Origin of the sequence: Fodinibius salsisoli, from assembly GCF_026229185.1 — a bacterium.
In the GTDB taxonomy this organism is placed as follows: Bacteria; Bacteroidota; Rhodothermia; order Balneolales; family Balneolaceae; genus Fodinibius; species Fodinibius salsisoli.
On sequence record NZ_JAGGJA010000023.1, the window covers coordinates 18,980 to 40,556 of the forward strand.

At 39.2% G+C, this 21,577-nt stretch carries 20 protein-coding genes; 2 read left to right on the forward strand and 18 right to left on the reverse strand.

The features are described 5' to 3' along the window. Positions 1–2: 2 nt before the first annotated feature. The 15 genes from J6I44_RS19775 to rfbB all read right to left on the reverse strand — a co-directional run bounded on the left by J6I44_RS19775 (position 3) and on the right by rfbB (position 14,836). Positions 3–1,217, reverse strand: coding sequence for a glycosyltransferase (locus J6I44_RS19775; protein WP_265767997.1), 1,215 nt, complete (start codon positions 1,215–1,217; stop codon positions 3–5). A 1-nt stretch (position 1,218) separates the two neighbouring features. Then, on the reverse strand, positions 1,219–2,235 hold the full coding sequence (locus tag J6I44_RS19780) for an EpsG family protein (protein WP_265767999.1): 1,017 nt from the start codon (positions 2,233–2,235) through the stop codon (positions 1,219–1,221). 260 nt (positions 2,236–2,495) lie between these two features. Further along, positions 2,496–3,644, reverse strand: coding sequence for a hypothetical protein (locus J6I44_RS19785; protein ID WP_265768000.1), 1,149 nt, complete (start codon positions 3,642–3,644; stop codon positions 2,496–2,498). Positions 3,645–3,676: 32 nt separating this feature from the next. Next, positions 3,677–4,642 (reverse strand): hypothetical protein, encoded by a 966-nt coding sequence (locus tag J6I44_RS19790; RefSeq protein ID WP_265768001.1) that lies wholly within the window; start codon positions 4,640–4,642, stop codon positions 3,677–3,679. Positions 4,643–4,684: 42 nt separating this feature from the next. Beyond that, positions 4,685–5,593, reverse strand: coding sequence for an NAD-dependent epimerase/dehydratase family protein (locus tag J6I44_RS19795; RefSeq protein ID WP_265768002.1), 909 nt, complete (start codon positions 5,591–5,593; stop codon positions 4,685–4,687). Positions 5,594–5,602: 9 nt separating this feature from the next. After that, complete coding sequence (locus J6I44_RS19800; protein WP_265768003.1) at positions 5,603–6,253, reverse strand: phosphoadenylyl-sulfate reductase; 651 nt, start codon at positions 6,251–6,253, stop codon at positions 5,603–5,605. Between the two features lie 30 nt (positions 6,254–6,283). After that, positions 6,284–7,471, reverse strand: a complete 1,188-nt coding sequence (locus J6I44_RS19805) for a carboxylate--amine ligase (RefSeq protein ID WP_265768004.1) — start codon at positions 7,469–7,471, stop codon at positions 6,284–6,286. After that, complete coding sequence (locus tag J6I44_RS19810; RefSeq protein WP_265768005.1) at positions 7,471–7,998, reverse strand: histidine phosphatase family protein; 528 nt, start codon at positions 7,996–7,998, stop codon at positions 7,471–7,473. Before J6I44_RS19810 ends, J6I44_RS19805 begins: the two co-directional genes overlap by 1 nt. Beyond that, positions 7,998–8,756 (reverse strand): phosphosulfolactate synthase, encoded by a 759-nt coding sequence (locus J6I44_RS19815; protein ID WP_265768006.1) that lies wholly within the window; start codon positions 8,754–8,756, stop codon positions 7,998–8,000. Before J6I44_RS19815 ends, J6I44_RS19810 begins: the two co-directional genes overlap by 1 nt. Before the next feature lie 138 nt (positions 8,757–8,894). Continuing rightward, positions 8,895–9,986: a DegT/DnrJ/EryC1/StrS family aminotransferase gene (locus J6I44_RS19820; protein WP_265768007.1), complete on the reverse strand. Its 1,092-nt coding sequence runs from the start codon at positions 9,984–9,986 to the stop codon at positions 8,895–8,897. Next, a complete protein-coding gene (locus tag J6I44_RS19825) occupies positions 9,983–10,696 on the reverse strand; it encodes a sulfotransferase (protein ID WP_265768009.1) in 714 nt (237 codons plus the stop codon). The genes J6I44_RS19820 and J6I44_RS19825 overlap by 4 nt, the downstream gene beginning before the upstream one ends. Before the next feature lie 2 nt (positions 10,697–10,698). Further along, complete coding sequence (locus tag J6I44_RS19830) at positions 10,699–12,141, reverse strand: lipopolysaccharide biosynthesis protein (RefSeq protein WP_265768010.1); 1,443 nt, start codon at positions 12,139–12,141, stop codon at positions 10,699–10,701. Positions 12,142–12,218: 77 nt separating this feature from the next. After that, a complete protein-coding gene (rfbC, locus tag J6I44_RS19835; RefSeq protein ID WP_265768011.1) occupies positions 12,219–12,755 on the reverse strand; it encodes a dTDP-4-dehydrorhamnose 3,5-epimerase in 537 nt (178 codons plus the stop codon). Between the two features lie 44 nt (positions 12,756–12,799). Next, entirely contained in the window at positions 12,800–13,702 is a 903-nt protein-coding gene (gene rfbA / locus J6I44_RS19840; RefSeq protein ID WP_265768012.1) for a glucose-1-phosphate thymidylyltransferase RfbA, read from the reverse strand. Between the two features lie 63 nt (positions 13,703–13,765). Then, on the reverse strand, positions 13,766–14,836 hold the full coding sequence (gene rfbB / locus J6I44_RS19845; RefSeq protein WP_265768013.1) for a dTDP-glucose 4,6-dehydratase: 1,071 nt from the start codon (positions 14,834–14,836) through the stop codon (positions 13,766–13,768). Positions 14,837–15,088: 252 nt separating this feature from the next. Here rfbB and J6I44_RS19850 point away from each other — a divergent pair, with 252 nt between their 5' ends. Further along, positions 15,089–15,286, forward strand: coding sequence for a hypothetical protein (locus J6I44_RS19850; protein ID WP_265768014.1), 198 nt, complete (start codon positions 15,089–15,091; stop codon positions 15,284–15,286). 26 nt (positions 15,287–15,312) lie between these two features. Here the strand turns inward: J6I44_RS19850 and J6I44_RS19855 are convergent, their stop codons facing one another. The 3 genes from J6I44_RS19855 to J6I44_RS19865 form a co-directional block, all read right to left on the reverse strand. Next, positions 15,313–17,409 (reverse strand): Piwi domain-containing protein, encoded by a 2,097-nt coding sequence (locus J6I44_RS19855; RefSeq protein ID WP_265768015.1) that lies wholly within the window; start codon positions 17,407–17,409, stop codon positions 15,313–15,315. Positions 17,410–18,488: 1,079 nt separating this feature from the next. Then, entirely contained in the window at positions 18,489–19,766 is a 1,278-nt protein-coding gene (locus tag J6I44_RS19860) for a hypothetical protein (protein ID WP_265768016.1), read from the reverse strand. 258 nt (positions 19,767–20,024) lie between these two features. After that, the gene (locus tag J6I44_RS19865) at positions 20,025–20,342 is read right to left on the reverse strand and encodes a hypothetical protein (protein ID WP_265768017.1); all 318 of its coding nucleotides are present in this window, start codon (positions 20,340–20,342) and stop codon (positions 20,025–20,027) included. A gap of 30 nt (positions 20,343–20,372) precedes the next feature. On the opposite strand from J6I44_RS19865, the gene J6I44_RS19870 reads away from it, so the two are divergent. Next, the gene (locus J6I44_RS19870) at positions 20,373–21,041 is read left to right on the forward strand and encodes a DUF6266 family protein (protein ID WP_265768019.1); all 669 of its coding nucleotides are present in this window, start codon (positions 20,373–20,375) and stop codon (positions 21,039–21,041) included. Positions 21,042–21,577: the final 536 nt, after the last annotated feature.

A 21,577-nucleotide genomic window follows, 5' to 3' on the forward strand; every position in this document is an offset into this window, starting at 1 on the left:
TATTAAACCGTCTTTTTTTCATTAAAAAGTAACTTGGCAAAATAGTTTGATTTAGATTTCCAAGACAACTCATTTGGCAATTCATATGAAATGTTTTTACCAATCTGATTCTTTACTATCTGAAAATTATTTAGAAAATCGTCTCTTGAATCACAAATGATGATATTTTTGTCGTCATGAAATTTTTCAATATTACCAATATTAGTAGAAATTATTGGCTTATTTGCAGCCATATATTCGTAAAACTTTATTGGGTCTCCGCCATGTTGATTTTCAATTATGTATGGAATAAATAAAATGTCGAAATGATTGTAATAACTTGGTATTCTTTCGTAATGTTTATCGCCTAGATAAAAGACATTCGATAATCCCTTGATATCTTTATCCCAATTCTTCTTTTTCCATTTTTTGTCCAAGAATTTACCTAAAATAACAAAATTAAGATCTGGATTTTGTACAGCTAATTTTGATAACAACTTTGTATCAAACATTCTCTGCATTTTTCCAGCATAACCTACAAGTGGTTTATCCTCTGGCAAATCTGACGGCCTCTCAAAAGTTCCGCTGAACTTTTTGAAATCTACACCATTAGGTACTAATTCAAGATTTGCCTCACAATCTTTTGAGAGATATCTATATGTGTCTTTTGAATTAACAATGATATGATCAAAATCACATTTAGCAGTATCATATAATTGCTCAATTTTATCTCTAAAATATGCCCATTCTTTATATTCAGTAAAATTGTCAACAGCATCAAGCATCTTTATGTTGGCATCTAGATTTAACCCAAGATTTACAGAAAAGGGGAAAGACATATAAATTGAATATTGGGTTATTTCCAAATATGACAATACATCTTTGATTCTATCCACAATTTCACTACTTGAGTAAATTTGCGGTAACCATGCATGCCTTTTCCAAATGACATTAAAAAAGTCATATACAAAAAAATCAACAACATATGTTTGATGATTAATTTTCTGAATATAAGTATGGTTACTTTTCTTTATCAATTTATCTTTTTCAGAAACTACTTTTTTATTTCTTAATAAAACTTCAGCAAGCGAGGTTGGCCTATTGATAATAATTATATTATCAATATTATCATATTCCTCGCTAATATAGTGCTCATAAATATGAGAATCTCTTGTTCTAAATCCATTATTTAGGGCTACCTTATAATCATGGAATGGAATTATTAGCAAACTCTTCATTTCAAAATATCAACTTAAAATTTGAATAAGTATTACTGCCATAAGTCAGAATGGCAACGAGCAAAGTCACAAGCAAATAGAAAACATAATATTTTTTTTCACCTATTATATCCAATGAATTAATACTAGCAACTAAAGCAGGTAAATATGCTGTATACATAAATCTATATGAGAAAGGACTTATCCACACTAAAGCATAGATCAGGGATAATAAAAAAGTCAAACCCCAAATACTCATATTTGGTAATTTTTTTAATGGTAAACGAACCTTGGATTTTAGCAAATAAAAGTGAGATAGAAAAAATATCAATATTACCAAAAAATAATATCTATATATCCATGATAGTATATCTTTTTCACTTGTAAGATACGTGTTTAATTTTGTTCCCAAACCAAATACACTGTCCATTAAAGGTATCTGAATACTCTTAAAAAAAGGGCTAAGAAAACTAGAAAAATCAATTAATTGCCATGTTACTATCAAGGCTCCAAAAATATAAGTAGCGTATCTAATTAGTTTTAATATTCTATCTTTGTCTAAGACTTTTTCCCAAAAATAATAGATAGGATAAAGCAAGGTAGATTTGTGACCTAATACAATAGCTAATGAAACTACCTTAGGAATTTTCCTTTTGTGAAATGCTAAAACAAAAATTAATAGTGCAACACATGATGATAGCCCCTGTCTTAAACCATTAGTGAGCATATCAAAGCCTGGATAAAAACTTATATATACTAACAGTACTAATGACCTATTTTTTATGCCAATAATTGAGACAATGCCTAAGATAAGACATAATTGTACCAAGACATTGCTTGCAATAAAAAAGTTCTTGCCCCCAATTTGTGAAATGGTAAAGGCAAAGCTATTGTAGAGGAAATCCCAAGAGTTCCTAAATGAGGAAGTTGCACCTATTTCTTGAAAATGATTTACATATTCAATAGTATCTGTTCCAGAGTACTGATCCCTTAACCCAAGAAATAAAAATGCAAAAAAAATTATCGCAGAGGATAACAAGTAATCAATTTTCTTATCCTTTATTACTACAATAGAAATAGATACCAATATCCATATTAAGAGATATGAAATGCCCGATATACTGAAAAGGAAATTTGCGATGTACTGCAACGATATTACCGGTAACTGAGTTAGTTCTAAAAAATATTATCAAGAATAGAAATTAAACCTATCTTCTAATGCAATAAATATTTTAACTGAAATCATATTTATAAATTTCCCCTCAAACTATTGATAATACAATTATTCTATGAATAATATTATTTAGTTGTATTATCAATTATTTTTTTCTGAAAATCTTTTATTCCATACCTATTCTTAAATTTTATTATATTTTCAAAATTGTGTTTGGCATTTTCCTCATCAAAAAATAAATCATTGTTATATAAGTCATTTTTAAAGTCCTCGATAGAAAAAACATGGAACCCTTCATTTTCTAGCCATTTTTTGTGAACATTTTTATTATTTAAATATACTTTAACCCCGGTTTGAAAAGCCGTCCTAATATTGGCACCGGCCATTTGCCTATAACCATTTATTACTAATGCTGAAGCTTTTTGATAAAATGAAAAGAACTTCTCCTTGCTCATGAAATTTTCTATTAACCTAAAATAACTTTTATTATCAGTTCGTCTTTTTATTTCATTGGTATAGTCCTTACTACTATTACCGTAGCTATAAAGCAGAGCAAAATCATAATTTATTTTAGGCCTTTCTTTCTCAATAATATTAATCAAATCTAAATGATTGTTGTAGAAGGATCGGTTATTCCCTAAAATAATAGTTGGTTTTTTTGTTTTTTGTTTTATGTCATAATCAATATTCCTTAACTCAGTTATTTGATGAAAATGCGGAAGTTTTACAAACTCGGGTAAATTTTTCCATATTGATTGTAAGAATAAATACTCTTCTTCACTTAAAGCAAGAAAATAATCAATTCTTTTCATCGCCTTCCATAAATACTTCTTACGTCTTACTCCGTATTTAAGTAAATCACGTATTGGAGCTAAAATATACCTGAAATTTATTCCTAACAAAGTTGTCTTTCGTTCATAATACTTTTGGGAGAGTTCGCTATAAAATAAATCCGAACGCATTGAATATAACTCATAACCATAAAATCGCCAGACTATTTTCAACTGTTTCGGTAATGCCAAAGCTATTTTCATTTTAAAGACATCAAGATTATATAACACAACAAATTTTGCTTCGTTACAGATTGATAATATCTCATCTAAACCTCTCTTATCTTGACTGACAACTACCATATTATGATCTTCATGAATAACTTGAGTATCAGTTTTACCAACCTTGACAATAAGGTTACTAAAATAGTCTCCTTCAAATATTTTTGTTTGATGAGCAAATTTTTGATCTGAATAAATATGTACTACTTTTATTCCTGACATTTTATATTTTTTGGAAATCTTATTTTACAGATTTAAAATGCGTAAGAGTAACTGCTTATTTCTTCTAATAATTGGTTTTCCAAATCAGTTGCTGCATCAAAATTTATTTTTCGATTCTTTTCCTTATGCTCTAACCATTTTAGCCCCTTACGCTTAGCCAAAACTTCAGAAAATATTTCCTCCTCCGCATAATCAATACGCGATTTTACATGTATCAAACGAGACCTATGGCGTGCAAACGGTTCTGTTTGGTCTTTGCCTAAACCTCTTGGGTTTTCTTTATTCCACTCCACTAACGAAGCAATTTCTTGCAAATTTAGAGAAGGATTATCATTTGTTATAGGCATATGATGATAGTCAATATCAAACCAATCAGTTAATTTCTCATTTAAAATTTTTTCCACTCCTTTATCTTTTATTGAATCAAAATCTAACCAATCTACATTGTCAGAACCAAAAAAAGAATTGAGCTGGTCTTCTTTCATTTTAAAATTTAAATCCGGCAGAAAGTTTCTATCCTGAAAGGTAATAATCCATTTCAGAAATTCAGGATAAGCTTTATCATATCCCATCTTGACATACTCACCATACATACTCCGAACAAAAGAGACGGGCTTACGTTTAATAACCAATATCTTGATCCTATGCTCTCCTGTAAGATATTTAATCCTGTCATATTTTTCTTCATTTGAGATGCCCTGAAGAGTGAATTTGGTAGCAAAATGCTCACTTGAAAAAACAACTTTTCTACTTCCAGCTTCGCTTATAAAATTTTGAATCGCTTGTTTGACTTTGTTCCTTTCTTTGAACCAGTAATGCTCGTTAGCATATTTTAACAACGACTCAAATCCTAATTCAAGAGAATCATTAGCATAACTAATATTATTACCTATCCCTACACCTCCGAAATGCAGTTTCGGATGTTTTTCGAAATAGCTGCGCTGCAGAGTCGTGGAAAAACTTTTGGGATAACCGATGTGCAAATAGACAGTAGCCATTTTATTGTTTTTACTTATTGGCGTGTGCTTTATTATATATTTTTATTTAATTCTTATATGATTCTTAAAATTCAAAAAAGATTTTTTGATTAAGGTCTCCTGCCCCTTATCTAAAAGCAATGATTTATGTAATGAATGACTATCAAATGAGAGATTTTGGTTTAAGTATATATATTCCAACTCTGGAAGATTGTCTAAAAGTATTTGTTTAATTTGATTTAAATTGGAATTGAAATCCGCAATAGTTTTGGTTGTTTGGCTGGTTGAAAAATCTTCAAGCAAATCCACTAAATACATGCACAATGTATCAATATGAATAAATGGACGCATCTGCTTTCCGTTACCATAGATTTGAATTTTTTTATTCACAATACTTTCAAAGATAAAATTGTTAATCACTGCGTCAAGCCGGAAACAGAGGTTATAGCCAAAAATATTTCCGGATCGAATGACATTTATTTCACATTTTTCTGAAAGTGCCTTAACATATTTTTCTGCTTCATATTTTGATTTACTGTAGGCATTTTGCGGTTGAGGAACTGCTTCAGGACTAATCTCATGTCTGTTACCATAAACAGCAGAAGTGCTTAGAAAAATTATTTTTTTTACAGTTTCCACCCTTTTAATAGCATTTACCACATTTAGTGTCCCCCACTGGTTTATCTGCTCATATCGAAAATTCTCTAAGTGATTTTTAGGGAAAGGTGTATGAGCTGCTAAATGGTAAACCACATCAATATTTTTGAGGATTTTTATAAGTTTGTCTGTATTAAGTATATCCCCCTTTATAAAAGTAGTTTTATTTAACTTTTTTGAGCCCAGAAAAAAATTTGGATGCACCCGCGAGAGATTATCATAAACAATAACTTCGGATATATCTCCAAGCTCATTAAGATAGTTTGTTAACGAATAGCCTAAATAACCGGCCCCTCCTGTTACTAATACACGCATAATCTTGTTCTAAAGTTCTGTATGTAAACCACATTCTGTCTTCTGCTGGCCATCCCAACGCCCTTCGCGAGTTGCTGCAACTCCGCGAGAAGTGCAGGGCACACATCCTATTGATGTATATCCTTTATCTTCTAGTGGGTGCTTGGGTAGGTTAAAGGTATTAATATGGCGATAAATGTCGCGGGCTGTCCATTCGAGCATAGGATGAAATCGTATAATATCATTTTCTCTTTCTTCTATTTGCTTCATACCTTTTCTTACGGATGACTGATCCCTTCGTACACCGCTGATCCATACATCTCCTTTCTTAATCCATGTATTCAACGGTTTAACCTTATTCAAGTAACAGCAATAATCGGTATCGGACGAGTAATAATGAAGACCCTCATCGTTTTTTTGGAGGTGTAAAGAAGTTTCGGAACTAATTTCAACAACATTTAAATGAAGTAGCCTTGCCACATGCTCCTTGAACTTATATGTTTCAGGAAAAAGAAAACCTGTATTTATGAACACAATTGAAATCTCTGGGCAAACCTCAGATATTATATGCAGTAATGGTATACTCTGTGTTTGAAAAGAGGAAGTAGCAAATATTCTTCGGCCATTCTTTTGGAAATAATTTATTTTCTCTGATAATAAATCGACAGTATTATCATACATTTTATTAACTATTATTTAAATAATTTATATCTAGTTCCGATTCTGCAGATATTGTTGTGCAATATAAGGTATTGTTCGTTTGGAATGTTCCCAAAATACTCGAAGATCTCTGCCATAGAAAAATGCTTCCTGATTTGACTTCAAAAGATACTTGAATATGTTAAAAAAGCTTGTGTTTTTATTTAGCAATCTATTATGAAGCAAATCCATCCAGAAAAATTGCCAATATATTTCTTCCTTTTTTACAGGTTCAAAAGTTAAATTATTTTCAATTTCACCATGTAAATAGTCTAAACAAATTTGTGTAAGATTTACTCCTCTTGCGTTGTTTATCTGGTGCCAGCTCCATATTCTGGGGTTAATCTCAATCAAAAAATACTTTCCTTTATATTCTTTAAACTCAATTTGGGCTATTCCTGTCAGTGATAGCTCTCTAAGCAAATCTTTGGCAGGCTTTACTAATTCAGGTTTATAAATTGTTTTTCCCAATGAACATTCTCCAGTCACTGGTGGAAATTGCCTCTCTTTTGTGCAGGTTGACCATGCAATGAGTTTGCCATCAAAACTATAGGTCCCTATCGTACATAATTTATCATCTCCACCGGGTATATATTGCTGTACAATTCCTTCTTGATTAAGCGATTGTAACTGGTTAGCTGCTGATAAAAGCTCGTTTTTATTATCACAAATTTTTACACGGAATGCTTCTTTAACAACATTTATCTCTGGAGTCTTTTTAATGGCAGGTTTTATAATAATAGGAAATTCACTTGCATTTATTTTTGAAACTTCAGCCATCTTATATGATTTAGGAGCTGATACCCCAATAGATTGGGCGAGTTTATTCACTTTTGATTTGTTCAAAGCATATTCTAATAATTTGTAATCGGTTTCAAAACTGTACTGGTAATATTCTTTAAGTCTATTATAATACTTGGCAAAAAATAATAAATAGTCATCGTCGCCGGTAAAAATTACCGGTTTCGATTCTCGATAATTCATTTTTTCGGCAGCTTGAATTAAAACCTCTATAAATTTTTCATCGCTAACCGCAGTTATTTCAGGTATGACAAAAAAATCTTTCAGATATTTTGACTTACTTACGGGCGTTCTCCATGTATCTGCTCCATAAATTTCATACCCACTATCTTTTACGGATCGTATCACACCATAGCCAGTTCTTCTGCAATGAATCACGAAAATCTTCTTCAATTCCATCAAATATTAACTCGAGTTAAATGGTTATTTGGGATTTCAATGTGATTTAAACGGTCAATATCATTATATCGATATTGAGCCAATATATATCTACTTACAAAACCATGCGAAAATAATAATACGTTTTCCAAAGACTTTTTTTCATCTATAAAGGCATCCACACGCATTTTAAACTCATCAAACTGCTCTCCTAATTTTAGTTTTTCTACATTATCATACCATATTGAACTAATATCAGCAAGCATTTCACTCTTTGGCCTACCTTCATATTTTCCAAAATCAAATTCGATAACGCGATTATCGGTAGTCGGAGTTTGGAATCCATATTCTTTAGCTGTACTAACAGTTCGTTTAAGAGGTGATGAAAAACATTTTGTAATAGGTACTTTGTTTAATCTTTTTTTCGTCTTATTTATTCTTTTTGACGTCTTCTGATCAACTTTTTTTATCGGAATATCTTTACGACCCTGTAGCCTCCCTTCTTTATTCCAGGTAGTTGGCAAATGACGAATTAAATACAGTTCCATCACGAGTTAATTTTAAATGTTTCTGACCGCAAACCAACTCTTTCCGCCTCAAGCAATAAAATATCATGGGGATTAACATTACCCAAATTAACATTACTGCCAATTAAATTAATCAAAAACATTTGCGAATCACCTGTCGGGGCTTCTAAAATTAAATTTGCAGGATCAATAGTGTGTATAATATCATCAATTAAGTCTGTCCGCAGCTCCCCGTTTGGCCCAAATAATCCGGCTGTCCCAGAATTTCTCCCTTCCGTTATTACATATTTAGCCCCCTCTTTCAGCAGTATTTCAATTTCGTTAATCCATTCACTGGGTGGCATCGTTTTCTGCTTATCCTTACTTCCAACTTCACAAAGAACATCAATGTCACTTCCAGTAAAAAAAGAGATAAGATCTTTTCTCTCACTTAAACTTAAATCGATAGTACCATTAGAAATTTCTACAAAATCTATTTCATATTTTAACAATATATCTTTGAGGTTGGTCAGCCTATTTTGAAAATGAAATTTTTCAAACAATGTTCCTCCAAAGTAAACTTTAATATCAAATTTATGATACAGTGAAATTTTTTCCTCCAAATTGGGAGATACAGCTGCAATACCAACTCCTAATTTTGCTATATCTACATAATCACTATAATCATTCAAGATCATTTCCAATTCTCTTGTAGATAAACCAACATCCATAATAGATGTTAACCCTTTCTTTCTTGGTTTTTTTGTTCTATAAGGTACTTCAAGTCGATTAATAAACATATTGATATTTTCGTTCTAAAATAGTTCTTCTTTCTGAACTCATTAAAATGGTGATTTTTTATTCGTAATAAAATAATATCAAGCCACTAGTACTCTACTGTATACACAATAAATAGAGAAAATAAGTTTTAACTGATATTACAATAAAACTTTTGTTAAACTTTCTTTAATAGTTGTAATTATCTTTGTTTGATCGGTCTCTTTTAAATCATGGAACAAAGGTAAACATAAAATCCTTTTAGAAATATCAACTGAAATGTCTGTTTCATTGGACCTTACATAATCAAGCTCACATAAACTCGGATAAAAATATCGTCTTGAATATATGTCTTCTTCTTCTAATCTTTTTTTTACGCTCAATGCTGTTTGTTCATTTTTGAAAATGACTGGATAATAAGCATAATTATATACTGTTTCTGGCTTTACCTGTTGTGTTTTGACTGTTAAATCATTCAGCAATGATTCATAGACATAACTCTGCTTTTTTCTTCGCTCTAATACATTGTCAATGTATTTCAAGTTACAAATACCCATTGCTGCATGAAATTCTGAGTTTTTGCCATTGATGCCTATCCCATCGAAATGCCCGGGTCCGGCATGACCAAAATTGCGCATCTGCTGAATTTTTTGGTTAAGCGCAGGATCCTTTGTTATTACTGCCCCCCCTTCTACCGTATGAAATAGTTTCGTGGCATGAAAACTGGCCGTGCTGATATCTCCGTAGTTATAGACCGACTCTCCTTTATATTTCGTTCCAAAACAATGCGCCGCATCATAGATAACTTTCAAACTATGTCTATCAGCTATTTGCTGTATCGTATCAATATCACAAGGATTGCCAAAAACGTGAGTAGCTAAAATACCAGAAGTTTTATTGGTAATGGCCTCTTCTATCAGTGCCGGATTTATATTTAGCGTATCCGGATCAATATCCACAAACACCGGCTCGCCCCCCTCCCAGACAATACTGCTGGTGGTAGCGACATAAGAAAAAGGAGTAGTAATAACTTCTCCTTCAAGCTCCAATGCTTTAATGGCAATTTGCAGAGCAATGGTCCCATTGGATACCAAATTTAGGTACGGCACATCCAGATAATCTTCCAACTCATTTTCAAGTTGTTGCACCAAAGGCCCATTATTGGTCAGCCAATTACGTTCCCAAACATCATCCAGCAAGGCTACATACTCTTCCCTGGGCGGCAAAAACGGTTTTGTTACGGGAATACTCACTGTTTCACCTCTTTAGTCTTATTTTTCCATGGAAAATCCTGCCACTCACTTTTCACATCTAAGAAATCACAGAGTTTTTGGTAGGAACCATCATTCGCGACATTTAGTACTAATAAATCATCCGGCCGATGACGAAAATAGTCTCTCACATTTTTGTTGTGTCGTTTATAGCTTTCGATTAGTATATCTTTATTATATAAATCATCTATTGGGGTATTGAAATGTATTCGATTTTTCTCCCATCTATAACCCTTATAAAACTTTGTATCATTTATAAGGTCTTCTTTATTAGGAATTCGTCCATCCTTTCCCCATAGTTTAGCATGAAATTTAATTAGCGAATTGTACCACTGTTCTGGATTATCACGAACTGTTAATATAAACTTACTGTTTGGAAATTCATGATCTAACACAATAAATGTAAATGGCTTGCTAAATGGATTATCCTGAAAAAATTGTCCATATTTACAATATTTTATCAAACTTTCAAAATCCCTTTGCCCCCAATCTCTGGTATATTGGATATCAGTTATTTGGTCACCCACGACAAATCCTAACCTCTCCATCGCTGCTTCCAAAGAAGTAGTTCCTGTTTTATTATTTCCTATACCAAATACTTTCTGCCTACCAATAGACTGGAAACGGGATATACTTTTTTTAACCCTTCCTTTTACTCTTTTCAACAATTTATCCTTAATTATTTCAATCATATTCACTTAGAAATAAACTCTTTTACCGTATTGATCGAATACTGCATAATTTCCCTTTCAAATTGGTATAACAAACTGAGATAAACAATGACCCCGGTTACGGTACCAACAATAAGTGTTAGTAGATCTCCAAGGGCTAAGTAAGAGGTAATTCCCCACATGGCCCCTCCCATTAAAGCTGAGAGAAACAAAAAACACCATATATCCTGTATCTGTTCAAACACTCCATATGCAATAAACTTACCACTGTAATAACTATTTATAAAATAAGACAAAAGCGATTGGAATACTCTGAATATCACCAGCGCTATAACCGAGTACTGCACAAAAATAAGAATACCCAAAACAGCAATTCCTTTTTTAACTAACCCCACATACAAAAATAGATCACTTCGGCCTTTTACCTTAAGAATATTCAAATTATATGCGCTAGCCGGATAAAACAACCCGCTAATACAAAGCCACTGAAAATAGGGTACCGCCGGCAACCACTTTTCGGTTAGCACAAAGCGAAAAAGAGGCTCCGCTAAAACAATAGCTCCTACCATTATCGGTGCAATAACCAAGAAGAGTTGTCTGACGATTTTTTTATAAGCCCGTTTTAATCGCATATCGTCAGTCTGAATTTCAGACAGTATGGGAAAAGTAACTCGTCTCAGTGCATTTGATATATTTTGCACCGGCAATTGTTTAATTTTATTAGCTTGGGTATAAAAGCCTACCTGAGCTGTTGAAAAATAACGACCAATCATTACTTCATAAAAATTCGTATATATCCTACTCAAAACTCCTTCAATCATTATTTTACTACCAAAATCAAAAAGCTCTTTCACCCGCTGCCAATCAAAAACCAAGATCGGTCGCCATTTCGACTGTATCCATATCTGAATAGAGTATGCTGTAGAATCTGTTAATTGTTGAATAATCAGGCTCCAAACGCCAAGCCCCCCATAAGCGGCTCCTATGCCGGCGGCTCCGCCCAGCAGCGTGGAAGGCAGCTTGGCCATCATCAGTTTTTTAAATTGTACCTCTTTAGTCAGCCGTGCAATTTGGACCATCGAAAAGGCGGCAATAATAAACTTTAGACCCAAGACCCGGATGAGATTAATCAGAATGGATTCACCATAAAAAGAAGCAATCAGTGGAGCCGTGACAAAAAGCAAACCATAAATAACTATACTTACAATCAGGTTAATATAAAATACTGAAGAGTAGTCAATTTCATCGGTCTCTTTTTTCTGTATCAGAGCCTGTCCAAATCCGCTGTCCGTCAGGCTTTGGCTGACGGCAATAAATACCGCCAGCATGCCCATCAATCCGAACGCTTCCGGCGCAATCTTGCGGGCTAATACGATAAAGACAACCATCTGTAGCAACTGAACGCCAAAGCGTTCTCCAAAGGCCCAAATAAAACCGGATAACGTTTTATCCGTGAGTGAGGCCATTATATCAACTCCCTACTCAAAGAGCAGTTATTACAGTATGTGAAAGAACAAATTATTTTAAAATTTCTCATCACTCTTCAATAGCATTGATATGCTTTAAAAGTACCCAATTGTTTATCCTTATTTGATACTATTGGATTTTCAATAGGCCATTTGATATCTAAGTTTGAGTCATTCCAGACTATTCCTCCTTCATCATTGGAATGATAAAACTCCGTGCATTTATAATTAAAGTCTGCCACCTTGCTTAGCACACAAAAACCATGAGCAAAACCGGGTGGAATATACATTTGCAGGTGGTTTTGATCACTCAATTCGTTCCCATACCATTTACCAAATGTCTCGGACTCAGGACGAATATCCACAGCTACATCAAAAACCTTTCCCTGCCGAACACTTACCAGCTTACCTTGTGGATACTTTTTCTGAAAATGAAGCCCACGCAATACCCCCTTCGTAGATCGAGACCAATTGTCTTGCACAAATTCTTCCTCAATACCTATATTTTTATAACGTTGTTGCTGCCACGTTTCCAGGAAAAAGCCGCGATCATCTTCATATACATCAGGCTGAATTACTAATAATCCCGGCAGTGGTTCTTTGATAACTTTCATGTTTTTTGTCTAAGGTCTTTAAGTCTAAGGTCACAGATCCAAAATCAAACGTCCAAAGTTGTCCTTGAACTTTCGACTTTCCGACTTTTGACCAGTTCTACCAGATAGTCTCCATATCCACTTTTCACTAATGGCTCTGAAAGTTTTATTAACTCTTCATCATTAATATACCCCATTCGCCAAGCGACCTCCTCAGGACTGGAAATTTTCAGTCCCTGACGTTCTTCTATGGTCTGTACAAAATTGGCGGCCTGTAGCATAGAGTCGTGGGTACCAGTATCCAGCCAGGCGGTTCCCCGCCCCATCAGCTCGACAGACAGCTCTTCCTGGTTCAGGTAGATTTTATTCAGGTCCGTAATTTCCAACTCCCCCCGATCGGAAGGTTCTAGCGATTTAGCCCGCTGCACTACTTTATTGTCGTAATAATACAAACCAACGACGGCATAGTGCGACTTGGGGTTATCCGGCTTTTCTTCCAAGCTTAAAGCGTTGCCGTTATCATCAAAATCTACCACCCCATATCGTTCGGGGTCATGCACGTAATATCCAAAAACGGTAGCACCACTCTCCAGGCTTGCGGCATTCTGAAGCTTATTAGACAACCCCTGACCATAAAAGATATTGTCTCCCAAAATCAGAGCCACATTGTCATCACCAATAAAGTCATCACCAATAATAAAGGCTTGGGCTAACCCTTCGGGCTTGGGCTGTTCTGTATAACTGAGTGAGATCCCCCACTGTGAACCATCACCAAGCAACTCTTTAAACCGAGGTAAATCTTTAGGAGTAGAAATAATTAAGATATCATCTATCCCGGAAAGCATAAGGGTTGACAAGGGATAGTAGATCATCGGTTTGTCATAGACCGGCAGCAGCTGTTTGCTAACAACGTGCGTATTGGGATGTAGTCGTGTTCCGGCGCCTCCGGCTAAGATGATTCCTTTCATGGTTTGGTTATTCGTTAATTGTTATTGGTTATCGGCAAACAATAGTACGACCCTTTATTTTGATCATTCAGCTGTTCCAAGTCGTTCGAGACTATAATTATTCTCCGTTACTGCTTCGCACCAATCGATATTATCCAGATACCACTGTACGGTTTTCTTAATACCACTTTCAAACGTTTCTTCAGGTTTCCAGCCAAGTTCTTCTTCTATCTTGGATGCATCAATAGCATATCGGAAATCGTGTCCGGGGCGGTCAGTAACAAAGGTAATTTGGTCTTCGTAGTGTCCGGTAGCTTTGGGTCGTAGTTCATCCAGTATCGAACAGATCTCTTTTACCACTTCAATATTCTGTTTTTCGTTATGACCGCCGATATTATAGGTTTCACCAATTTCACCTTCTTGGGCGACCTTAAATAACGCACGGGCATGATCATCTACATACAGCCAGTCGCGTACATTGGTTCCATCACCATATACGGGGATATCTTCTCCCTGCAGGGCTTTCAAGATAACGACTGGGATGAGTTTTTCAGGAAATTGGTAGGGGCCATAGTTATTGGAACAATTCGTAATGAGTACAGGAAAGTCATAAGTATGAAACCAGGCCCGGGCTAAGTGATCGGAAGATGCTTTACTGGCCGAATAAGGAGACCTGGGATCATAGGAGGTCGTTTCTTTAAAGAATCCCTCGTTACCAAGCTCTCCATAAACTTCATCGGTAGAGACATGCAGGAAGCGAAATATTTCTTTTCTTTCGCCCTCCAAAGACTCATAGTAATCTTTGGCGAGCTCCAGCAAGTTATGCGTTCCAACAATATTTGTTCTGATAAACTCTGCTGAACCGTCAATAGAGCGATCAACATGCGATTCTGCAGCCAAATGTATTACTGTATCGGGTTGATATTCATCAAATAAGCGTTGTATTTCCTCTTTATCACAGATATCGCCCTGCACAAAATGATAGCGATCAGAATCTGTAATCGGTTCCAGACTTTCCAGGTGTCCGGCATAGGTAAGTTTATCAACATTTATTACAGTATGGTCTGTTTCCCGAATTAGATATCGAACCAGTGCAGAACCGATAAATCCCGCCCCTCCGGTGACAAAAACTGTTTCAGATTTGTTGCTACGCAAAATATTATGTGCTTATATTAATAACTTTTCTTTTGACTGTAGACTACAGTAGTCCTAACCCTACATCCGGGAGAACATTCACCCACCCAATAGGCGCCCATTTTTAAAGGCCGGCATACCGCTACGCATAAATAACTTTGGATATGCTTATCTCGCATATTGTAACTTATCAAGCCGCTAATAATACGGATTATTTTTCAAGACCAAAAGGGTAAGAATGGTGTATAGTCAGTGTATGAAAAATTGTTCCTGATGGTTAGAGGGGAATTCGAGCATTTCTTTATCCTCCGGCCTACCTATAAAGAATTTCATGCTGAGGCCTCCGATACCTCTGAGGATTCCATGAGCCAGGCAAGAGATATGGATAAAAACAACCTGCACGCAGCTTTGAGGGAGTGGTACTCCCTCGAAGCCTTGGGTCTGACATGCCCGCGGACCGGCATCCGCTAACTGATATCCAGCGTCTGGCTTCTAACTCACAAAAACCAGAGACTCCGGCGGGCATACGGCGGCAGCGTATCAACCTTAAAATAGGGCAACATCTGTGCCACCATCTCTGGGTATTTTATCGTCACCGGCAGGCTCTGCTGGTCGGCCGACTTCCAGTAGATACGGCTGAACTGATAGATCTGTCGCACCACGCGCTCCACCTCTTCCTCTTTGTGCATGAACCCACGGATATCTGACTTTATATATACCTTTACCGGAAACGGATAATCCCGCGGCTTGCCGTTCCGTCCCGGGTACCGCGTATTATTACATAACAACAGCCGGTGATGGTCCAGGCGGAGATAAGTACCGCTGTATGGCATCTTCTCTTGCCAGCCCGCATCAAATACCACCGTATCAAACGAAGGCGTCTTGTTGATCGTCACGATCACAATATCCACATCATCCAGCCCCAGGTTATCCAGGGTCCGCTCAATAGGACGCCGTTCCCGCCTGCTCATCTGTTTATAATAATGGATGACCAGCCGCTCAGGCTTGCCGTGTTTGTCCACATAACGGTGTACGGCATCGCGGATCGATCCGGCCAGCATATTCGTCTGTTCTTTTTCAAAGCATTGCACGCCTTTAAACCGTCCGCTGTTGTCAAAGCAAAAGGCACTGCCTACATACTGGCGATCCTTGTCACGGGGACGAAAAGCCCCCACACCTACAATAAGCTCGTCCCGTTCGGGCACGTCCAGCTTCCAGGGTACCCCGCCCAGCTTGGCCAATACTGCGGGAGCGATATTGCGCATATGAAATTTAAAATACTTATCCCTGATGTTATGGCTATGGATATTTTGCATACCGATCCCCCGCTTCAGCAACTCTTCCTTAAGCCGGTAATAGGGGCGCTGGTCGCGTGGCCCCTGCTTTTCTTCGGGAATGGGATTCACGTAGATAGCCAGCAGCTGCCGATCGTCGGGAAAGGTGCCATTGGTCAGCCGCTGCATAATGTCCGGCAAAGGGTTATGGATATCCCGAAACAACACATCTTCCCCATAATATTTTATGGGCGTATTGATATAGCGGCTCAAACTTTTAAAATCCTCGGTTCCTTCTATCAGCGCTTTTTTGAGCGCCCGGCCGTCACCGCCCTCCCGGGCATCCTCTTCGGCCATAATAAAAAAGATACCACAGGGCTGGTCCGGGGCCCGATAGCCGCCGTGTTTCCAGATGCCTGTCTTTGGTTCTATGGCTTTGCGGTCGCCCCGAAATACCAGTTTCCGGGAAGCAGCCTCAAGCCGATGGATGCGATGTTGCTGTGGCCGGTACCACCCCTCTTCAGTAAGGTCAAAAAGCTGGTTAAAATCCTCATGTGCGGTTAGTCGTTTGCGGATCCGTTCCAACTGTCCGTAATAATCTTTCATCTTGTTCGACACATAGCGGTGCGGCATAGAGATGCCCAGATGAGCAGCAATCTGCCGATTTAACACGGGATATACTTCCTCGTGGTCCAGATCGGTATCCTCAGAAAGATCCTCATACCGGCCGTTTTGTCCCTTATACACCACCCAGTTGATATCCGACGGATCTCCATGATAATCGAGCATACTATCCTTACCGACATACCGATGGCCCCGCACGTTGATCAACAGTTCTCCGAGTGCGGGTTGTCCATCATCACGGCCGGTGTATTTGCCGATGCTCACCCGCAGCTCAAACTGTCGATAGGCTTTCCACCCCTGATGGTCGTATTTTTCATCCCGCAACCACAGCACATTGTTATGGATAAAATTGCGTTCCCGTATATCCGCCAGTTCTCCGAGTATTTTAAAAAGACGGTAGCCCAGGTATCCACCGGCAAAGCGAGGCACCTTTTCCAGATCGATCGTCAGCTCCAGACTTGCCTTGCCTGTGGTTAAAAAGTCCGTATATATAAAGGGATCTTCTGTCCGGGGTGTTACTTCTTCCGGCCATTCGCTTTTATGAAGCGGGGCCATCGGACGGTCTGGGTTATCCCCATAATAGAAATCGAAGGTAACCTCCGTGTCCGGTGGATGAAAAGTGAGGATATTCATCCGAAGCTGCTGCCCCGTCTGCTGTTTCTTTCGTAACGCTGATCGTGGTTGTTGTACTTCCAAAAAAGCCTCCCTGTCTTCTTGATGTTAAATACACTTGACTCCAGGAGAGTTACACTCCCGATCGTTTTCGGCTCATGCTATGCTATATCTTCAATAGTGTCAGATCCACGGGAGTTTAACTCCCTCAGAGCCTTATACTGACATATACAATGGTAGCAAAAAATATGCTAAGTCGCTACTGCCCTTGCCATTCTACCCATTTTGCCCGCCCCTTGTCAAACTTACCTTTTGCGGCTGGGGCCTGCCCCTTCAAAGGGGGAATCTGGGTATTTCTTTATCCTCTCTGGCCTAAATAAATTCTGCTGGAGAAAGTTTTAAACTCTCACAGGATAGCAAAACCCACCCCTTAATCCCCTCCCACGGAGGGGAGATAAGATTGAAATTACAATAAGATACCCGGCCTAAGAAAGGTGAGGTGACCGTATCGGCGGGACGAATGGGAGCGTAAAGAAATCATTTCTGTCTGAGAATTGGTGGTTTTCCAGCTCGAGTTAAATGATTTTAGCGACGTGAAGCCCGACGGGGAGCCGAAGCTTTCTCAGTCGGTGACTTTTTTGCGTTTCGTTTTTTGGTCACCCAAAAAATGGAACATAAAAAGAATACAGACCGTACTATTGCTTCTGTCTTCGTATATAGAGATTCATCGGCTCCTGATATCCAAACACCCCTCCCGCTGCGCGGCACTCCCCTCAAGGGGAGAATTCGATACGAGCTTTTAAATAGTTCTGAGGCACAAAATAAGAGCCCCTCCTTGTGGCGCAATTTTCGCCAGAGGGAGAGGAACAGAACAAAGCGCCTCCTGCACCCTGCGTGAAGGCCTATTACGGTGAAGTAAACCAACGTAGCTCAAGGGGAGTTGTACTCCCGATCGTTTTTCGGCTCATGCTATTGGATAACGGGAGTGTAACTCCCTCGGAGCCTTGGGTCTGACCGCTGCAAATATCCCCTTTCAAAACCTGTCCAGAGCTATTCGGGAGGGAGCCAGGGGAATTTAGGGTTACAAAACAGTAGGGGCAGGACGCGCCGTGTCCCTACTATAGTAATTCAATCATGGGTACCCAAGCGAGATAAATCTCGCCCTACATCTCGGTATGCTTCTCCAGAAACCGCTTCAAATCCTCCTCATGATACCACACATTTTGTTTTAGTCGCAGCCTCTTGATCGGTTTTTCTGCCATATCCAGGTATTTCTTCAGGGTCTTGTGGTTTATCCCCATAGCTATTTCCACCTCCTGCTTATGTACATAGGTTTCCTGGAAAAATTTAACAAACGCACTGATCTCATTCTCAGCCGCACCGTTCCCCGCCGCTCCGTAGCTTACCTCTTCATCTTCTGACGTTCCAATAGATAACTTCTCTGAATCCATTAGCTGTTCAACCAGTAGCACCCACCGTCCGGCCTCCGACATGGGGTACTCCCCTCCGCTTCTATGATGGCTCAAATGCAGATCAAACCAGGAACGCACTTCAATCAGTTGCTGAAATCGTTGATGGATGGCCTTATCGTCTTCTCCGGCTACAAGGTTGGTAATCATCTGCCTTACCCATTCCCGGCAAAAATCAGCTTCACAGAGACGTTCCGGATGTCTCTCTAAAAAAGACGTCTCCATCTTCCACAAAAACAGCGCATTTTCCAGGTGATGGAATAATGCTGCCAATGTACGAAAGTCCGTTGTTTCCCCTCCCATAGCTGAAAGCCTGTTATCTATTTCATCCATTACGTCCGTTATACCGGAGATCAACGGTTCATCCGCCCCTTCTGTTGTAGCCAGTTTGTGTAAATAATGATTGGACTGCTGCCTGTGCCATATCACCGTTGGCCGGTGAGGGGAAGGATCGGGCGGACGTCGGTCAAGCAGTTCCAGATAGATATCAGCTTCAGAATAGACCTGTTTATTAAAGGCCGGATAGCGTTTCTGAAGATCCAGCAACAGGTTGGCGAGGCGCAGGCTTACGACCTCCATGACAAATTTGGATATCGGATTTTCTTTCTCCTCCGGATGGTACCTAATGCGTTGCCTAATGGAGGAGATATCCAGCAAAAGGTTCTGAAGGTCACCCCGGACTACCGCATAGTGGTACTTCTGGTCCTCTGTTTCACCCCTTGATTCAATAGATTCGATAGCCGAGCCATACCACTTAGAAAGATATTCTGCGATATATTTCTCATAGGCCCGTGCGATGCGACCTTCCGGTTCGGGCGTATCTACTTCGCTCAATAAGGGAGGTTGCGAGTGCTTTTTAACAGGCCGGCGGTCCCTCCGGCCTTCCATAAACCGAGTGGTGCCCTCCCTGGTCCAGGGGCGCCAGGATCCGTACAGAAGTTGCGGAAGCAGGTGGTCTTTCTTTTTATCCATCTCTTTTGTCAAGTCTAACATTATGCGGTTATCTGAGATATGCGCATCTTTTCTTAAAAACTTATACAAATGTGATAGCAAATAGTGACAATTGCAACTTTCCATTCCCTCTCCCCGGATACCGAATATTTTTAGGTACCCACCGAAGCCCTGCCTAAAAAAATGGGCCTCCGTTGAGCTTTAAAATCCTTCGGTGGGGGTCCGGTGCCTCTCCGGTGGACCTCCGGTGCTGCTCCGTACCCCCTCCGTACCAACCTCCTACCAAGGTCGGTGGCGCCCATCCCAATCCCTTTCCGGCTGCACCGGAGATGGTACGGGGCGGGTACCGGGTTGATAGCGGACTGTTCCCGAAAAATCCCGCTGTTTTTTCTTGTCATCCAGACGTTTGATTTCTTTCAACTGCCCAACCATACCAAAAGGCGCTATAGAAAAGATGTGAAAAGTATGGAAAAGAGTGGAAAAGCGGCGAAAACTGCCCTGACAAATTGCTAACGGCGATTTCAGCCCATAGATTCTTACCGAATCGCAGACGACGGTCCCCTGTCGGCTAAACCGGCAAGCCGCAGAATGCATCAATTATAACTAAACGCTATTAAGCAATATATTATGGCAAAATATAATAATGGCGCGTTAGGTTCTTTCAAAGGTAAAGTCGGCAACCTTGTCGGCAGCTACTGGAGAGGAATTCCTTATATGCGCTCAGTACCCAGCCACGTAAAGGATCCCCAAACAAATGCACAACAAGTGCAGCGGGCCAAGTTTGGCCTGATGATGGGGTTCTTAAAGAAGATCAAACCGGTCTTAAAGGCCGGTTTTGAAACGGAGTCCAATCAGCGGACGGCCTTTAACAGTGCCGCATCCTTTAATCTCAAGAATGCAGTGACGGGCGAAGATCCTGAAAATCTGCAGATTGATTTTGCGGCGCTGACGGTTACCCGCGGTCCGCTAACCCCGGTCGATTCGGCTTCGTTCCAATCTGAAAATCCCGGGGAGGTTGTTATCAGCTGGCAATCGGATACAACCTTTGGCAGCGCTTCTGCCGACGATGAGGCTATCATCCTGTTGTATAATACAACAAAGGATCGTGCTCTTTACATCGTAGAAGAAGGTCCCAAGCGGAGTGAAGAAACCTATACCCTCACCCTGCCGGCTGTATACGAGGGAGATAACCTGGAAGGATACCTCTCTTTTGTCCGGCCGGATGGCTCTGAGGCATCAGACAGTACCTACCTGGGATCACTTACCGTAGCAGAAGAGCAGGTTCCCGAACCTTAATCCGGGAGACCTGTCACCTATAAACAATCCTGGTATAATACCGGGAATAATGGGCTGCCCGCCCCACCGGGCGGCCCTTTTTTAAGATACTGAAGCTCCTCTATAAACTAAAGTGGCGGGCTTCATTATGTTTCGCGCGGAATGACAGCCGTTGATGGGACTGAGAAGCATTTTCACTTTAAAAAGCAATGTCATACTGAGCGGAGGGAACGGTAGCGAACGCAGTCGAAGTATCTCCTGCCACGGGGCTCGCGTAGAATCTAAAGGGCGACTCCTTCAACCGTTAGTCAATCAAGTTAGGGAGATGGATTCGACTACGGCTCTAAAAAGCAGAGCCTTCGCTCACCATGACATCAACGCTGATTGGGAATACTCAGGATAACAGCCGTTGATCCTAAAACGTAGCTCCGAGGGAATGCTATGACTTTATCAAGTCTTAGGCCACTTTTTTCTCCCGGTCAAACCGGGAGGTATGATCCGGGTCATAAAATTCCCCACTGTTCCAGATGGCACAACTAATGGTGATAAGTTTGTTC

Bases quoted from the DNA above. Each gene is read 5' to 3' on its own strand.
- rfbC (WP_265768011.1), bottom strand. From the start codon at position 12,755: ATGAAAGTTATCAAAGAACCACTGCCGGGATTATTAGTAATTCAGCCT.
- J6I44_RS19810 (WP_265768005.1), bottom strand. From the start codon at position 7,998: ATGGAACTGTATTTAATTCGTCATTTGCCAACTACCTGGAATAAAGAA.
- J6I44_RS19805 (WP_265768004.1), bottom strand. From the start codon at position 7,471: ATGGAATTGAAGAAGATTTTCGTGATTCATTGCAGAAGAACTGGCTAT.
- J6I44_RS19800 (WP_265768003.1), bottom strand. From the start codon at position 6,253: ATGTATGATAATACTGTCGATTTATTATCAGAGAAAATAAATTATTTC.
- J6I44_RS19785 (WP_265768000.1), bottom strand. From the start codon at position 3,644: ATGTCAGGAATAAAAGTAGTACATATTTATTCAGATCAAAAATTTGCT.
- J6I44_RS19815 (WP_265768006.1), bottom strand. From the start codon at position 8,756: ATGTTTATTAATCGACTTGAAGTACCTTATAGAACAAAAAAACCAAGA.
- J6I44_RS19790 (WP_265768001.1), bottom strand. From the start codon at position 4,642: ATGGCTACTGTCTATTTGCACATCGGTTATCCCAAAAGTTTTTCCACG.
- J6I44_RS19860 (WP_265768016.1), bottom strand. From the start codon at position 19,766: ATGGATAAAAAGAAAGACCACCTGCTTCCGCAACTTCTGTACGGATCC.
- J6I44_RS19825 (WP_265768009.1), bottom strand. From the start codon at position 10,696: ATGATTGAAATAATTAAGGATAAATTGTTGAAAAGAGTAAAAGGAAGG.
- J6I44_RS19850 (WP_265768014.1), top strand. From the start codon at position 15,089: ATGGTTAGAGGGGAATTCGAGCATTTCTTTATCCTCCGGCCTACCTAT.
- J6I44_RS19870 (WP_265768019.1), top strand. From the start codon at position 20,373: ATGGCAAAATATAATAATGGCGCGTTAGGTTCTTTCAAAGGTAAAGTC.
- J6I44_RS19775 (WP_265767997.1), bottom strand. From the start codon at position 1,217: ATGAAGAGTTTGCTAATAATTCCATTCCATGATTATAAGGTAGCCCTA.
- J6I44_RS19830 (WP_265768010.1), bottom strand. From the start codon at position 12,141: ATGGCCTCACTCACGGATAAAACGTTATCCGGTTTTATTTGGGCCTTT.
- J6I44_RS19795 (WP_265768002.1), bottom strand. From the start codon at position 5,593: ATGCGTGTATTAGTAACAGGAGGGGCCGGTTATTTAGGCTATTCGTTA.
- rfbA (WP_265768012.1), bottom strand. From the start codon at position 13,702: ATGAAAGGAATCATCTTAGCCGGAGGCGCCGGAACACGACTACATCCC.